This window comes from Actinacidiphila bryophytorum, from assembly GCF_016916835.1.
Lineage (GTDB): Bacteria > Actinomycetota > Actinomycetes > Streptomycetales > Streptomycetaceae > Actinacidiphila > Actinacidiphila bryophytorum.
The window spans coordinates 116,769-132,483 of record NZ_JAFFIX010000015.1; the positions used below are offsets into that span (position 1 = coordinate 116,769).

Below are 15,715 nucleotides of genomic sequence, written 5' to 3' on the forward strand. Positions count from 1 at the left end.
GCGGCCCTCGCCCTACCGATAGACCGGCGGGTTACAACGCGACGGTCCCGACCGCTGCCGGGGCATGCGCGGAGGGAGCGGTACGTCCTGGAGTCCCGCCTGCTGCGGCGGCGTCACCCGGCGGCGCGGGCACCCACGATCACGCAGGTGTAGTCGAGGCGGACGCTGCCGCCCTCCGCGTCCAGGAGGCCCGCCACCTCGCGCAGCAGCAGCCGCAGCGTCGGTTCTGGAAGGGCCAGGAGCCGGCTGTCGGTGGCCAGCAGCCGGCAGAACTGGCGGGAGGTGAGCCGGGCCTCCCAGGGCGCCCTGGTCATGGTCACCTTCCGGAGCCCGCGGCCGCGCAGTTCCTCGGCGTACTCGTCGACATCGGCCTCGGACAGCGACGCCCTGCCGCCCTCGCCTGTCGGCAGGCCGTCCGGCAGCACGGCGGCGTAGACGCGCTGGAGGGCCGCCCCCGTCGCCGGTGCGAGGGTGCTGAAGTTCCAGGCGAGCAGGAGCCGGCCATCGGGGCGCAGGCACCGTACGGCCTTGTCCGTCCGCTCTCCCGGACGCAGCCAGTGCCACGCCTGGCCGCACGCGACCAGGTCGAACCGCCTGCCTGCGGGCTCCCACGCCTCGAACGGCCCGACCTCGACGGTGAGTCCCTTGTCCGCGGCGACGGCCGCCATGCGCGGGTCCGGCTCCACGCCGGTGACCTCGTGGCCGAGCGAGGCGAGCACGGAGCCGAGTTTGCCGGTCCCGCAGCCGATGTCGAGCGCCGTACCCGGCCGGTGCTCCCCGCCCAGGGCGGTCAGTGCCCCGGTGACAGCCTGCGCCGGGTAGCCGGGGCGCAGCCGGTCGTAGTCGTCCGCGCGGGCGCCGAAGCTGACCGGTGCCTTCACCGTCTGGTCTGTCATGTCAGGCCTCTCATCAAGGTGGCGAGGTCGTGCTCGGGGAGGAAGAGCACGTAGGTTCCCAGCGAGGCGAGGCTGAAAGGCACCAGGCGCTTGGGCAGCATGGCGGTGAAGGCACCGTGCATGAGCACTCCGAGCAGCGCACCGACCCACCAGGTGGGGTGGACGACCAGCAGGACGGGCAGGGCCGCTTCCACGCCGACGGTCACGAGCGAGGGGATGCGCCAGCGGCGTGCGACGAGCGACGGCTCGGCGGTGGCCAGGCGGCGGGTGAACCAGTCGGGGAAGAAGTACTCGCGCCGCCTGTCCGGCAGTTCCGCGCGCAGGGAGGCCAGCTGCGCGAAGACCTTCTGCAGCGTGTCCCCGCTGGTGAACTGCCGTGACCTGGCCTTGTACAGGGCGCTGCTCCAGTACACCTGGAACATCAGCACGACCGCCGCGGCCTGCGGCCACGACACGCCGCCGCCTGGCGCAGGGGACGGGGCGACGAACGCCGACAGCGACGGGGCGTCCAGCAGCGACTGCAGGCTGTACCAGGTGCCGGTGCCCGTCGCGAAGACGAACGGCACCGACATCATCCCGAGGAACAACGTGTTGAACTTGCGGTCGAAGGTGAACTCGAACACGCACCACGCGGCGACGACTGCGGCGGCCAGCGGGGTCAGGACGCCGGTGAACACGGCCAGCACGGCCACCGCGCGGGCGGCGTAGAAGACCCTGAACGCCGTCGGGCTGAGCAGCACCTTGACGGCCATCTCGTCGCGCTCGTAGCGCCAGCGCACCAGGGACTTCGGGGACAGGTCGAAGTAGCGCGCCATGCCGTAGACGTGGTCGGCGACGGTCTTCCACAGCAGGGCGGAGCCCAGGACCAGGCGGAAGAGGCACATCGACAGTCCGGCCGCGCTCCCGTGGACGGGGAAGGCGGCCGGCAGCGGGTCATGCACGGACGACTCCTCCGTTCCGCACGGCGATCCTGATGGACTCGAAGGGCACCAGGACGACGCCGTCACCGGCCACGCTCATGCCGTGCTCCTCGGCGAGGTAGAGCACCAGCGACTGCAGCGAGGCCGCGGAACGGAAGACGTCCTGGCGCAGTTCGTAGTCCCACGGGCAGACCGGCCGCCCGTCGTGGGCGGTGTCGGACAGCGTCGCGCGGTAGGCGCCGATGTGGGAGAACATCGCCCAGGACCCGAACGAGCCCACCGGGGTGAAGAAGCCGCGCCACACCAGCCAGGCCAGGGCCGCGCAGCCGAGCGTCAGAGCGGCGATCGCGTTGACCACGACACTTCCTCCGTGTTGCCGGACCGGTTACAGGACCATGGACGGCGACGGCCAGCGGTCCAGCAGGTAGGGCGCCCACCAGTCCAGGCCGCCGAAGGTGAGCAGGAGCCGCTCGGCGCGCAGCGCGGCCAGCACCTCGGGTTCGACGCCGTCGGTGCGCTGCTCCTCCAGGAGCGGGACGGCCTCGGCGTACTCGGGCCGGACCAGCTCGAAGCGCTGCAGCGTCCCGTCCCGCCGGTCGCGGATCTGCACGAACCCCGGACCGCGGCGCCACATGCAGCGGCCCAGGTAGAAGCGGGCACGCCACTGGGCGATGCGCTCGTCGGCCCCGCTGCCGTCGAGGGAGACGGGAGGCTGCAGATGGCTCAGGTCGCGTGCCGTCAGAGCCGGATCGGCCTGCTCCCCGGTGCGCAGGTGCCAGCGCACGATCAGGCCCCGCGCGGAGGCGACCCGGACGAAGTCGAGCGCGCGCAGGTCGCGCGGGCCCGGGTCGTCCAGCCGGACCGGCTCGTCGAGGGAGGTGAAGCGTACGCCCCCGCGGTACAGCTCGTGCACGTGCTCGCCGACGACCGGGGTGCTCCCGGTCGCGGACGGCACCGTCAGATCTCCACGCATGTGGGCTCCCCGGCCAGTTCGAGGGCCAGTTCCGGCCCGCCCTGGTCATCGCTCTCCCGCCGGATGCGGCACATCAGCTGGTTCTCGTCCTCGGTGGCGACCTGGACGGCGCGGTCGGCCTCCACGAAGATCAGTCCTGCGCGGCGCCAGTCGGCCAGCAGCGTCTCGACCCGCCCGGTGTCCCAGTCCCCGCCGCCCGCGACCGCGCGGCGCTCCAGCTGCTCAAGGGACCTGGGGTTGTGCAGGGCGCGGAAGAGCTCGACCTCGACGGGGTCCGCCAGCGTCATGGAACGCCAGGCGAAGCCCGGGCGGGAGTTGCTCAGCTCGATCCGGTCGCCGAGGTCGGTGTAGGACAGCCGGCTGCGGACGTGGTTGCCGCCCCACTCGCGAAGGGCCTGCTCCAGCTGGTTGGCGAGCTTGCCGTCGATGCCCCGGTCGGGGGTCTCGAACAGGTAGGCCAGGTCGGCCAGTTCCGCATCGGGCAGGTCGTAGATGAGGCTGTACTGCCGGTGCGGGCGGCGTTCCGCGAAGCCGAGTTCCGGGCGGTCGAAGTAGGGGCTGAAACGCTCCAGCGCGATCCTGCTCGCGCCGCTGCACGGATGCAGGTGGTGCAGGGCCGGGAACTGCTCGATGACCTGCAGGTAGTCGTCAGGGGTCTCGCCCGGGAAGCCGTACAGGTAGTTCCAGGCCACGGTCAGGCCGCAGCTCTCCGCGTCCCTGAGGAAGCGCACGTTGTGCGTGCCGCTCACACCCTTGTCCATGATCTTCAGGACGCGGCTGCTGAGGTTCTCGATGCCGGGCTGGACGCTGACCACCCCGGCCGCGCGCATCCGTTCGATCTGCGACAGGTTCATGTTCGACTTGACCTCGTACTGGATGCGCAGGTCGAACGGGGCGTCGGCCAGCTTGTCCAGGACGGAGTCCAGGTACGACATCTCCAGGATGTTGTCCACGGCGTAGAAGTCCAGCACGCGGTGGCGCCGGGCCAGGCTGAGGATCTCCTCCAGGTAGATGTGCGGGCTCTTGCTGCGGAAGGTCATCGCGGACCCGTTGAGTCCGCAGAAGGTGCAGTGGTGCTTCTCGCCCCACCAGCAGCCGCGCGCTCCCTCGACCACCAGCACCGGCTCGTACCAGGACTGCACGCGCGAGCGCCGGATCCGGTCGAAGTAGGCGTCGTAGTCGGGCGCGGGGATCTCGGCCGGCGCCAGCAGCTGCTTGGTCGCCGGATTGCTCACGCTCCTCTCGCCGTCGCGCCAGCACAGGCCGGAGATGCGGGACACCTCCGGGCTGCTCCCGGCCGCGTCGGGGCTGCCCGCGGTGTGGAGGGCGTCGACGAGCTGGGTGAAGGACCGCTCCGCCTCGCCGCGCACGACGTAGTCGAGGAAGGGGAAGTTGCGGTGCAGAGCCTCCCCTTGCGGGCCGTCGCAGTTGGCGCCGCCCATCACCGTCGCCGTGCCGGGGGACAGCTGCTTGATCCGGCGCAGCAGCGCGAGCGAGGCCACGTTCTGCTGGAAGGTCGAGGTGGCTCCCACGAGGTCGGGACCGTCCGCGATGAGCCGGCGTGCCGTCGTGTCGATGAATTCGGGAACCAGTTCGTGCAGGCGCCGGCAGGTCTCCATCTGCTCCGGCGTCAGGTCGTCAGCCATCCTGCGGTCGAACTCCTCGACGCGCCACGAGGGATCGTCGTAGAGCGCGGAGGAGAAAACCCAGTCGCCGCACCCCATGAAGTAGCTGCCCAGCGAGAAGAAGCTGAAGTCGGCCGCACCGAGACCGCCCTGCTGGTCCATCCAGTCCGCGAAGTCGATGTTCGCGTAGACGGACGTCGTCTCGATGTCGGGGAAGTTGTCGGCGATCCGCCGGGAGAGTATTCCGAGCGCGAGGGAAGGGGTCGCCATGCTTGCCCATGGCATGCACACCAGTGTGATCTTCATGTGTCCTCCGGCGTGAGCCAGCCAATTCCGCCCACGCCTGTCGTGCCGGGCGCGCGGACAGGCGGAGATGTCGGCGCGCTTCCGGTGCGGCCGGAGGTCCGGCCGCACCGGAAGGGTTCAGAACCCGAAGGTTCACGGCGGACGTCGTCAGAACGAGACGGTCACGCCGACGGTGATGAGTGCCTCGTCCTGCTCGGTGCTCTGCGGGTCGCTGTTCACGACAACCTTCTCCATGCTGCCCCTCCCTTCCGTTGTCCGAATTGACCGGCATGCGCGACATTCCTGCTCTCGCGCACCTCGGCGGGAGCCGAGAGGTGGCATCAGGCTGGCCCCCGTGCCGCTGCCGCGGAATCCGTGAAAACACCTAATGCCGATCTTGCCGACGGTGAATTGCTTTTCGTGCCAGACGAGTTGAGTACCGGTTACTTATTGCCGACCTGCAAAGCCGGGTGTGAGGGTCGCACCGTCGTTCCGTCGTCGAGGCGTTGCTGCTCAGGGGCCGTCGGGGAGGATTCCCGGTGCCCCGGCCGGCGCTGTGGTCGTGAGGTGGGTGGTCTGGTGGCCCGTGCTGTCGGGGAGGTGCAGCCCGCGGTGGCGGCGGTGGACTCGGTCGTGCTGCTGGACGTGGTGCGCGGTGTGCTGGCGCGGTGCGGCGGGCATCGGTGGGTGGTGCGCGCCGAGGACTCCTGGTGCATGGTGACCCCGCCGTCCTGGGCCGCGTCCCGCCCGCACGGCTGGAAGCTGCACGTGTCGGCGACGCCGCTGTCGGCGCCGCTGGTGCTGGCGCGGGCCGCGGAGGTCCTGGCCCGGCAGGGGTGCGCCTTCAAGTTCGGCACCGACATCGCGCGCGTCCTGGACCTGGTCAACCCCTGGTACGACCGGGGTGGGGCGGGCAAGTTCGTGACGGTCTACCCGCGCGACGACGTCCAGTTCCGGGCACTGGCCGCGGAACTGGACGCGGTGACCGCCGACCTGGCGGGGCCGGTCATCCTGTCGGACCGGCCGTTCCGGCCGGGCAGCCTGGTGCACTACCGGTACGGGGAGTTCACGGCCGACGAGGTGTTCACCGACGACGGGACCTTCGAGTCCCGGATGACCGGCCCCGACGGGTCGGCGGTCAAGGACGAGCGCAGGGCGTGGTTCTCCCCGCCGCCGTGGGCGGTCTCCCCCTTCCCCGACCAGCCGCTGGCGGGTGCCCAGGCGCAGCCGGCGGGCGGCGCCGCGGTCGCCGCCGACCCGCTGCCGGCCGGTGCGCCGTCCACCGGGCAGCCGCAGGCGGTACGGCTGGGCGGCCGGTTCCGGGTGACCGGGGCGATCCGGCATGCCAACAAGGGCGGTGTGTACCGGGCGACGGACGAGCGGGACGGCGGTGAGGTGGTCGTCAAGCAGGCGCGCGCTCACGTGGGCGGGCTGCTGGACGGCACCGACGCACGCGACCGGCTGCGGCAGGAGGCGCGGATACTCCGGCTCACCGCGCCCTTGGGAGTGTTCCCGGCGCTGGTGGCCCTGATCGAGGAGGACAGCCATCTGTTCCTGGTCCAGGAGTCGGTGCCCGGCGTGCCGCTGGACCAGTGGGCGCGGGACCGTGCGGACCGCGGCGGGCCGGACGTGGACGACGCCCTCGACGTGGCCCGGCGGCTGGTGTCCGCAGTGGACTCGGTGCACCGGGCGGGCCTGGTGCTGCGCGACCTGAAGCCGTCGAACGTCATGGTCACCCCGTCAGGTGCGCTCCGGCTGATCGACGCCGAGTACGTCGTCGAGTGCGACCGGGAGCGGACCCCGGCCCACACGCCGGCCTTCGCCGCGCCCGAGGTCGTCGGCTCCGCCGGGGGCCGGGCGGTGCCGGTGGCGGTGCCCGAGCCGAGTGCCGATCTGTTCAGCCTGGGCGTCACCCTCTTCTGCGCCGCCACCGGCGGCCTCGACCCGCGCTGGGTCGGCGGACACCGCGGTGACGGCGCCCGCGCGGACGGGCGGGAGCGGGCGCGTATCCTGTCGCGGATCGCCCGGGACCATCCCGCGCTGGCGGCGCTGCTGGAACCGGTCACGGCCCTGACCCGGGCCGACCCGGCGCGGCGGTGGACGCCCGAGCGGACCGAGAAGTACCTCACCTCGGCCGGCGCCGCACCGACCAGGGCACCGGCACGGGCACGGGCGGCGACGTGGCTGCGGCAGGGAGAGCTGGACCGCCTGGTCACCGACGGCCTGTCCCGCCTGCGCGCGTCCATGACACCGGACGAGCCCACCTTGTGGCCGCCTGCCAGGAGGTCCGGGAGGGCCGATGCGTGCGACCTGTTCCGGGGCGCGGCGGGAGGGCTGGCCACTCTCACCCGGGCGGCGCGGGCGAACGACGACCCCGCGTTGTGGGAGGCGGTCGGGCAGGCCGCCGAGTGGATCGACCGGCGCCTGTTCGACGTGCCGAGACTGCTGCCCGGCCTGGCCTTCGGCCGCGCCGGCACCGCATGGGCGCTACACGGTGCGGCCCGGCTCCTGCAGGACGCGGGCCTGGCCGGACGGGCGGTGGACCTCGCGCTGGAACTGCCCACCAGGCACCCCAGTTCCGACGTCACGCACGGACTGTCCGGCGCGGGCACGGCGCTGCTCCACCTGTGGCACGCCACGCACGACCCGCGCCTGCTCCAGCGGGCACTGGCCTGCGCCGACAACGTCCTGGACGCCGCCCGCCGTGAGGGCGCCGACTGGCTGTGGCCGACACCGGACTCCGCCGACTCCGCACTGGCCGGCTTCAACTCCTACGGATTCGCCCACGGCGTGGCCGGCACCGGCCAGTTCCTGCTGGGCGCCGCACAAGCCGTTCGCCACCCACCCGGTGCGGGCAGGCACCCCGGCGCGGCGGCCGGCGCGGTGGAAGCCACGGAGGCCGGCCGGGCGGACGGCGCCCGGTACATGGAGGCCGCTCTCGGGGCCGCCGACACCCTCGTGCGCGCCGCCCGTGTCCACGACGGCGCGGCCGGCTGGCCCACCATCGTGGGCGGGCCGTTCAACCCCGACGCGGGACGGTGGTGCACCGGCCCCGCAGGCATCGGGACCTTCCTGATCCGGATGTGGGCGGACACCGGCGAGCCGCGCTTCGCCGACCTCGCCGAGCAGTGCGCGCCCACGCCGTACAGCCGGTGGGACACCACCCCCGGCCTGTGCTGCGGCCTGGCGGGCACCGGGCACTTCCTGCTCGACCTCGCCGAGCACACCGGCAGGACCGGATACCGCACCCAGGCCGAGGACCTGGCGGCCGTCATCCACGCGCTGCGCCACCGCGGCGACCCGCTGGCAGCCGGCAGGGCCGGCTGGGACCACGCCTACGGACACGGCGACGCGGGAACCCTCGGCTTCCTGCTGCGCCTTCGGAACGGCGGCACCGGCCCCTGGACCGACGCCGCCACCGGCGCCCTGTGACCCACGCGCCCCCACGAACCCGGTCGGCAGTCCCGAGCGACCGCCGGCCGTCGCAAGAAGCACCACCCCGCATCACAGAGAGGAACCGCACGATGACCGATTTCGACAAGCTCCAGATGCTCCCCGAGGAACACGCGCCCCTGGGGCAGGAGGGGATGCAGAAGTGCGTCATCACCAAGATCGAGCTCACCACGACGCTGTTCACCCTGGTCCAGCCCTCGACCGCCGAGTAGGACGGGCGTAAGGCACAACCAGCCGTGACGCGCCGGCCGGCACGGGCATCCGCAACCGACCGCGGGAGGCGTGAACTCCCCGGTCGGGGAAGCCCGTGCCGGGCCGGCCGGCCCGGACAGAACGGCGCATCTACCCACGCAGGCGCGCAGGGCGCGCCGCCAGGAGGGACCGACGAATGACCAGCAGCGACAGCCGACCCGGTGGGGCGCCCGCCTGCTCCCCGAGCACCGGTTCCGGTACGGGGGGCCGCAGGCGGTGGCCTGCCAGGATGGCCGGCGCCGCCGTGGCGGCGGCCTTCATGGCCGCCACGGTGGGCGTCCCCCATGCCGCCGCCGACACCTCCTACGGACCGATCCGGGTGCTGAACCACGCGGTGGCCTCGGACGGCAAGTGCCTGGACGTGAAGAGCGAGGACATCGAGAGGACGCCGGTCCACGCGCGCGTGCAGGCATGGGACTGCTCGGGCGCCTCGGAGCAGCAGTGGTCGTCGCACCCCTACACCCAGGTGCCCACGGGTGAGTTCGGGACGCTCCAGACGCTCTACCAGATCAAGAACCTCAGGACCGGGATGTGCCTGGAGATCAAGGCCGAGGGCAGCCTCGTCGCCGGTGTCCAGGCCGACGTGGTGCCCTGCGCCGCCGGTTCGGCCGACACGATCGCCAACCAGCTGTGGGAGGAGCAGCCCAGCAGCCGCGGCTTCGTCGTGTCGACGTGGAGCGCGGCACGCGCGAACGCCTCGCTGTGCCTCGACCTCAAGGGCAATTCGGACGACAACGGCACCCCCGTTCAGCAGTGGACGTGCAACGGGAGCACCGCCCAGGTCTTCGGCGGCTCCCTCGGCTCATAGCGCGCACGGGGTGTGCCGCCGTCCACGGCACAGCCCCCTGACCGCGGACGGCGCCCGGCGGACATTGTCCACCGGGCGCCGTTTGTCAACCGATCTCTTCCCAACGGGAGTTGACAGACTAGCCAACTCCGTCTTGCGCGCGTCGAGGACCGTTTCCATACTGGCCGGAAAATCTGCTCAGGCTGCGCGAAAGGTCCGTGAGCGCTTGTGGAAGATTCCTCCATCGCGACAGGTGTGGGGCTGACCGCCCTCGTGACCGCGGCCTTGCGGGCCGTGGAGACGAATACCGGCGATCCGCTGATCCGCGACCCGTTCGCCGCACATTTCGTACGCCTTGCGAATACGGAGAATCCGCTGCCCGTACGGCTTGAGGACGTCGCCGGGGCCGAGGACAGGACGCTGCTGAAATTCGCTGCCGACGGCATGGCGCTGCGCACGCGATACCTCGACGACCACCTGCTGGGAACCGGTGCGGCGCAGGTGGTGATCCTGGCCGCCGGGCTCGACACGCGGGCGTTCCGGCTCGGCTGGCCGCAGGCGTGCACGGTCTTCGAGATGGATCGGAAGCCGGTCCTGGAATTCAAGCAGGACGCGCTCGACCAGGCCGGCGCCCGGCCGCGCTGCGACCGCAGGACCGTGCCGGCCGACCTGCGCGAGGACTGGGCGGCTGCACTCGTGGCTGCCGGGTTCGACGCCACCCGCCCCACGGCGTGGCTGGCCGAGGGGCTGCTGCCGTACCTGTCGCCGGCCGAGGAGGAGAGCCTCTTCGACCTCGTGCACAAGCTCTCCGCGGTGGGCAGTTCGATCGCCGTGTGGGCGATGGCGCAGGACGCCCGCGGCGCCGACCAGCGGCTGAGTTCCATGTATTCGACCTTCGGCGTCCAGATGACCAGCGTGACGAACACCGAACCGCGCAGAAACATCGTCGACCATCTGCCGTCGCTGGGTTGGACGGTGACAGAGAACACCATCGCCGAACTGGCCGGCCGCTACCAGCGGCCGCCGTCGTCCTCCCGGCGTCGTATCAGTCTTTTCACCGCCCGATACTCGGCTTAGGACCTTGACCATGGGTATGAACGACCGACCGCCCGCCGGCGAGGCGCGGAATGTGGGCCAGTTGCTGCTGCGGGCCGCCGCGCGGTATCCGGAGTCCGGACTGTACTACCGGGGCACCGGCAGCAGCGCGGAATTCCGGCGGAGCAGCTATCCGGAATTACTGGACCAGGCCCTGCGATTACTGAGCGGCCTGCGCGGACTCGGTTTGCGGCCGCGCGACAGGGTGCTCCTGCTCATGGACGACGCCGAGGCTTTCCTGCCGGGCTTCTGGGCATGTGTGCTGGGCGGGTTCGTCCCGTGTCCGCTGCCGCCTGCCGCCGGAAACGTCGAACAGGCGGCGGCGCACCACCGGCATGTCCACCGGCTGCTCGGCGGGCCGCTGCTGGTGACCGGCGAGCGACTGGCGGCCGAGGTGCCGCAGGTCCCCGGACTGACCGTGGCGACCGTGGAGGCCCTGGCGGACCACGACCGCGCCTCGGACGTGTACGAGGCGGAGCCGGAGGACCTCGCCGTCCTGATGCTGACCTCCGGGTCCACCGGCCAGGCCAAAGCGGTGATGCTCACCCACGCCAACCTCCTGGCGTCGATGCGGGCCAAGAACGGCTTCCACGAACTGGGCGCCTCCGACACCGTCCTGAACTGGGTGGGCTTCGACCATGTCGCGGCGCTGCTGGAGTGCCATCTGCTGCCCCTGTCCACCGGTTCGTCGCAGCTCCACGTGCCCTCGTCGCACATCCTCGACGAGCCCCTGGAGTTCCTGCGGCTCATCTCGCGGCACCACGTCACGGTGACCTTCACCCCGAACTTCCTGCTGGGGCTGGTCAACTCCGCTCGCCACCGCATGCCTGCCGGCGAGGCGCTCGACCTGTCGCGGCTGCGGCACATCGTCAGCGGCGGCGAAGCCGTCCCGTACACGACGGGCACCGCCTTCCTGGAGCGGTTCGCGCCCTTCGGCCTGCGCCGCGACGTCCTGTGGCCTGCCTTCGGCATGACCGAGACGTGTGCCGGGAGCATCTACTCCCTCGGGTTCCCCGACGCCGACGCCGGCCAGGAGTTCGCGAGTGTCGGTCTGCCCGTGGCCGCGCTGGACGTCCGGGTCGCCGACGCACAGGACCGGGCTCTTCCTGACGGCCGGGCGGGCGAGGTGCAGCTGCGCGGCCCCATGATCACGCCGGGCTACTACCACAACGAGGAGGCCACCTCCTCGTCGCGCACCGCGGACGGCTGGTTCCGCACCGGCGACATCGGCCGGCTCCGCGACGGCCGGCTGACGCTCGTCGGCCGCAGCAAGGACAACATCATCGTCAACGGCGTCAACTACTTCAGCCACGAGATCGAGACCGCGCTCGAAGAACTCGACCACGTCACTCCTTCCTTCGTGGCCGCCTTCCCCACCAGGCCGGAAGGCAGCGACACGGAGCAACTGGTCGTCGCCTTCCACCCGCGGACCCGACCCGGCGACGACACGGCGCTGTACGACGCCATGACCGCCGTACGCGCCGCCGTCGTCATGCACTGGGGATTCCGCCCCGCGCTGGTCCTCCCGCTGGCGCGGGAGGAGTTCGTCAAGAACAGCCTGGGGAAGATCTCCCGGGCGAAGCTGCGCGCACGGCTCGAAGCAGGGGAGTTCGACGACGTCACCCGCGCGACCGTCGAGGTGATCCGGCAGCACATGGGCGACTACTCGCCCCCGCGGACGGACAACGAGCGCGCTCTCGTCCGGATCTACGGCGAGACACTCGACGTCTCCCCGAGCTCGGTCAGCGCCACGGCCAACTTCTTCGACCTCGGCGGTACGTCCCTCGACCTGCTGCGCCTGCGCGGCAGCATCACCCAGCGCCTGAACGTGCCCGGCCTGCAGACCATCGACCTGCTCAACGCGCCCACCGTGCGCGCTCTGGCCGGCTACCTGGACGAGAATCCCGCGGGCACGGTCAAGACCGACGACGGCTACGACCCCATCGTGCCCATGCAGCAGGGCGGCACCAAGACACCGCTGTTCTGTGTCCACCCGGGCGCCGGCGAGGTGCTCGTCCTCCTCGATCTGGCCCGGCACTTCGCAGGCGACCGGCCCTTCCACGCCCTCCGCGCCCGCGGCTTCACCAGCGGTGAGACCCCCTTCACGAGCCACGGTGAGATGATCGCCGCCTACACCCGGGCGATCCAGGACCGGCAGCCGCACGGACCCTACGCCCTGGCCGGCTACTCCTCCGGCGGCCTCATCGCCTTCGCGATCGCCCAGGAGCTGCAGTCCCGGGGCGAGCAGGTGGCCTTCCTCGGCGGCTTCGACTTCCCGCCGGTCCTCACACCGCTTCTGGTCGGCCTGGACTTCTCGGTGACCGTCTCCGTCCTGTCGCACTTCCTCGGGCTGCTCGACAAGGAGCAGTCCGAGGAACTCCCCGGGAAACTGCGGGAACTGCCCCTGGAGCAGCAGCTGCAGACGGTGATGGACCTGGCGCCGAGGAAGCGGCTGGCCGAACTGGACCTGGACCTGCAGAAGTTCACGGTGTGGATGACCCTGGCCGACAAGCTGAAGAAGATCAGGGCCGAGTACGAGCTGAGCGGCACCGTCCCGTCCATGACCGTTTTCCACGGGACGACACCCCCTCCGCTGCCGGTCTTCCACGGCATGCCGGCGGCGCAGGCCGAGCGGACATGGCTCGACCGCCTGCACGGCTGGGACAGGTTCACGGCGGGAGGCGCCGCACGCTACGTCAAGGTCCCCGGCGAGCACCACACCCTCACCGCACCGCCTCATGTGGCCGTCTTCCAGGCCCTCCTGCGGCAGGAGATCGACCGGTCCATGGGGGAGGGCGGCGCGGGCGGCGAGGGCGGGGCGGTGTCAGGACCAGAAGCCGAGTGACACTTCGGCGATCACCGTGGCGAGCAGGAAGGACGCGGTGATCGCCAGCAGCCCGACGGGGACGATCTTCCAGCTGACCGCCTTCAGCAGTGCCGTGTCCTTGCCGAGGCTGAGGCCGGCGAAGGTGAGGACGACGCAGCCGACGGAGAGGAAGTCGATCGAGCCGACGGTGCTTGTCAGCCGGTCGCCGATGGGCGAGTAGGTGCTGGAGGCGAGCGCGCCGATGGTGGTCACCCAGATGATCGCGGAGACGAAGCGGGTGACCTTCGCGAGGTAGGTCCCCAGCACGAGCAGCGCCGCCATGATCGCGTACCCGCCGATGATGTCCCAGCTCAGGCCCTTCGCGAACACCGACGCGGTGGTGATGCCGACGACGGCCAGGATCGGGACGGACACCCAGATGCGCAGACCCACCGGGGCGCTGGTGGCGGCGACCTGCTCGCGGAAGGCGCGGTTGGCCTCCTGGTGGACGGCGGCGGCCTCGGGGTCCTGCGTCTCCCGCCGGGTGAGGAAGCGGTAGAAGCGGTCGGCGGCCGGGAGGGCGAGGTAGATCCCCACGTAGACCCCGAGGATGGTCGTGATCAGGTTGGAGACGCCGGCCATGGCGAGGATCTGGTCCTTCTGGCCGGGGTAGGCGTCGGTGATGCTGCCCGTCGCGGCGGCCATCATCGAGCCGGATCCGACGCCGGAGCCCATGGCGAGGGCGAGCGGGTCGAAGATGTCGAAGGACACGATGAACGACGACAGCATGGTGACGTAGACGGCGCCCACGAGGGTGCCGAAGACGTACATGGCGAGCACACCGCGGTACTGGTCGGAGTCCGGGCCGTACTTCTCGTTGACCATCGGTAACGCGGGCTCGCGGTCCAGGGAGAAGGTGGCCCCGATCGCGGCGGGGCCCATACGCAGCAGCACCGCCAGCGGGAGCGCCAGCACGACGGTGCCCAGGAGGTGGCCGACCTCCTGCAGGAAGAGGGACGGGCCGGCATGCAGCAGGACCTGGATGTTGGGGCCGATCGTGAAGGCGAGCCGCACGACGAGGAAGAGCAGCGCCACCGCGACGAAGGCGTTGGCGGTCAGCTGGAACTCCAGGCTGACCCTGCGGAAGCGCTGGACGGACACGATCGCGCCGGCGACCAGGCCCCACACCATGGGGAAGAAGACGACGGAGCCGGGACCCACGTCGAAGGTCACCTGGCCGGCGAGCTGCGCGAGGAGGGCGATGGCGAACGCCGCGATGGCGACCGGCCAGACCTTCTGGAGGCCGACCGCGACCGCGGGTCTGATGCGGGTGATGGTCATGACAGCTCCTCAGCCCAGCAGCGGACGAACCGGTCGTCCGGCTGCGATGACGGTCCTGACGTGCGCGAGTGCGCGGATGTCGTCCAACGGGTTTCCCGTCGTCACGACGACGTGGCCCATGGCGCCCGGCGAGAGGTGGCCGAGGTCGGGCCGGTGCAGGCAGCGGGCGGCGGTGCTGGTGACCGCCTGCAGAGCGGTCTCGTTGCTCAGCCCGATGTCGTCGACGAGCAGGGCGCCTTCCTCGGCGACGCTGCCGTGCGGGTTGAAGGGAGTTCCGGCGTCGCTCGCCGCGGCGACCGGTATGCCGGCCCGGGCCGCGTCCCGTACCGACTCGATGTTGGCCGCGTAGACCTCCTCGGCCCTGCGGACCGCGGAGTCCTCGATGTGCTCCTTGTTCTGCAGGATCCTGAGCTGCGCGATCCGGGTCGAGACCAGGACCGCCCCGGTCGAGGCCATGAGGTCGATGGCCTCGCGGTCCAGGAAGGACCCGTGCTCGATGGTGGTCGCTCCCGCGCGCAGCGCCCGCTTGGCGCCCTCGGAGCCGATGGCGTGCGCGGCCACCCACCGCCCGGCCGCCCGGGCGACGGCCGCGGCGGCGGCGAGTTCCGACTCGTCGAAGGGAGCGCCGTCCGGGGCGACCCCCGGCGTCAGCACCCCGCCGGTGGCGACGAGTTTGATGCCGGCGGCTCCGTGGCGTAACTCCTGGCGGGCCGCCTCCGCCATCTGCTCCTCGCCCCGCGCCTCGACACCGAGGTAGGAGATGTGCCCGCCGGGTGCGGTGATGGCGCGTCCCGCCGCCGCGACCTCCGCACCCATCAGGCGGCCGTCGGCGATCTCGCGTCCCGCCGCGATGGCCGCGTGCTCGGGGGCGCCCAGGTCCCGTACCGCGACGATGCCGTGGCGCAGCGCGCGTGCGGTGTTCGCGTACGCCTTGAGTGCGAGGTGCTGCGGGCTCGCGCCCGCGACCTCGCCGGGGAAGTCGGGGCTGCCGTCGGCGACCAGATGGACGTGCGCGTCGATCAGGCCGGGAATGATCGTTCCCCCGCCCACGTCGACCTCGGTGGTGTCCGGGGAGAGCCGGGGTGCGCGCGAGGCGGGGCCGACGTAGCTGACGAGCCCGTCCGCCACGACCACGGCTCCGTCGGCGATCGGCGGCGAGGCGACGGGTACGACCGTGCCCCGCAGCAGCAGGACGGTATCCGTCACGGCCGCACTCCGCAGCCGGCCGGGTCGGCCGTGGGGCGCAGGGGGGACGATAAACCACACATGGCGGACCTCCGGG

The 15,715-nt window shown here is 71.6% G+C and carries 12 protein-coding genes; 5 read left to right on the forward strand and 7 right to left on the reverse strand.

Features of this window, described 5'->3' with window-relative positions; all coding sequences use genetic code 11:
• Positions 1 to 113 precede the first annotated feature (113 nt).
• From JT723_RS21770 to JT723_RS21790, 5 genes are read right to left on the reverse strand one after another with little or no spacing between them, the layout of a single operon-like run.
• Positions 114 to 896: a class I SAM-dependent methyltransferase gene (locus JT723_RS21770; protein ID WP_205046415.1), complete on the reverse strand. Its 783-nt coding sequence runs from the start codon at positions 894 to 896 to the stop codon at positions 114 to 116.
• Positions 893 to 1,837 (reverse strand): HTTM domain-containing protein, encoded by a 945-nt coding sequence (locus JT723_RS21775; RefSeq protein ID WP_205046416.1) that lies wholly within the window; start codon positions 1,835 to 1,837, stop codon positions 893 to 895. Before JT723_RS21775 ends, JT723_RS21770 begins: the two co-directional genes overlap by 4 nt.
• The gene (locus JT723_RS21780; RefSeq protein WP_205046417.1) at positions 1,830 to 2,174 is read right to left on the reverse strand and encodes a hypothetical protein; all 345 of its coding nucleotides are present in this window, start codon (positions 2,172 to 2,174) and stop codon (positions 1,830 to 1,832) included. The genes JT723_RS21775 and JT723_RS21780 overlap by 8 nt, the downstream gene beginning before the upstream one ends.
• Before the next feature lie 27 nt (positions 2,175 to 2,201).
• Positions 2,202 to 2,789 (reverse strand): DUF5825 family protein, encoded by a 588-nt coding sequence (locus tag JT723_RS21785; protein WP_205046418.1) that lies wholly within the window; start codon positions 2,787 to 2,789, stop codon positions 2,202 to 2,204.
• Positions 2,774 to 4,720 carry a RiPP maturation radical SAM C-methyltransferase gene (locus tag JT723_RS21790; protein ID WP_265749746.1) on the reverse strand — a complete coding sequence of 649 codons (1,947 nt, stop codon included), beginning with the start codon at positions 4,718 to 4,720 and terminating at the stop codon, positions 2,774 to 2,776. The genes JT723_RS21785 and JT723_RS21790 overlap by 16 nt, the downstream gene beginning before the upstream one ends.
• A gap of 558 nt (positions 4,721 to 5,278) precedes the next feature.
• On the opposite strand from JT723_RS21790, the gene lanL reads away from it, so the two are divergent.
• From lanL to JT723_RS21815, 5 genes are all read left to right on the forward strand, one after another.
• Positions 5,279 to 8,131, forward strand: coding sequence for a class IV lanthionine synthetase LanL (lanL, locus tag JT723_RS21795; RefSeq protein ID WP_205046420.1), 2,853 nt, complete (start codon positions 5,279 to 5,281; stop codon positions 8,129 to 8,131).
• 92 nt (positions 8,132 to 8,223) lie between these two features.
• A complete protein-coding gene (locus tag JT723_RS21800; protein WP_205046421.1) occupies positions 8,224 to 8,364 on the forward strand; it encodes a hypothetical protein in 141 nt (46 codons plus the stop codon).
• Positions 8,365 to 8,633: 269 nt separating this feature from the next.
• Positions 8,634 to 9,212 carry an RICIN domain-containing protein gene (locus JT723_RS21805; protein ID WP_205046422.1) on the forward strand — a complete coding sequence of 193 codons (579 nt, stop codon included), beginning with the start codon at positions 8,634 to 8,636 and terminating at the stop codon, positions 9,210 to 9,212.
• Positions 9,213 to 9,419: 207 nt separating this feature from the next.
• Positions 9,420 to 10,268, forward strand: coding sequence for an SAM-dependent methyltransferase (locus JT723_RS21810; protein WP_251512567.1), 849 nt, complete (start codon positions 9,420 to 9,422; stop codon positions 10,266 to 10,268).
• A gap of 16 nt (positions 10,269 to 10,284) precedes the next feature.
• Complete coding sequence (locus tag JT723_RS21815; RefSeq protein ID WP_205046423.1) at positions 10,285 to 13,131, forward strand: non-ribosomal peptide synthetase; 2,847 nt, start codon at positions 10,285 to 10,287, stop codon at positions 13,129 to 13,131.
• Here the strand turns inward: JT723_RS21815 and JT723_RS21820 are convergent.
• A complete protein-coding gene (locus JT723_RS21820) occupies positions 13,111 to 14,433 on the reverse strand; it encodes a DUF3100 domain-containing protein (protein ID WP_205046424.1) in 1,323 nt (440 codons plus the stop codon). The two genes, JT723_RS21815 and JT723_RS21820, sit on opposite strands and share 21 nt — an antisense overlap.
• Before the next feature lie 9 nt (positions 14,434 to 14,442).
• Positions 14,443 to 15,639 (reverse strand): amidohydrolase family protein, encoded by a 1,197-nt coding sequence (locus tag JT723_RS21825; RefSeq protein ID WP_205046425.1) that lies wholly within the window; start codon positions 15,637 to 15,639, stop codon positions 14,443 to 14,445.
• Positions 15,640 to 15,715 lie beyond the last annotated feature (76 nt).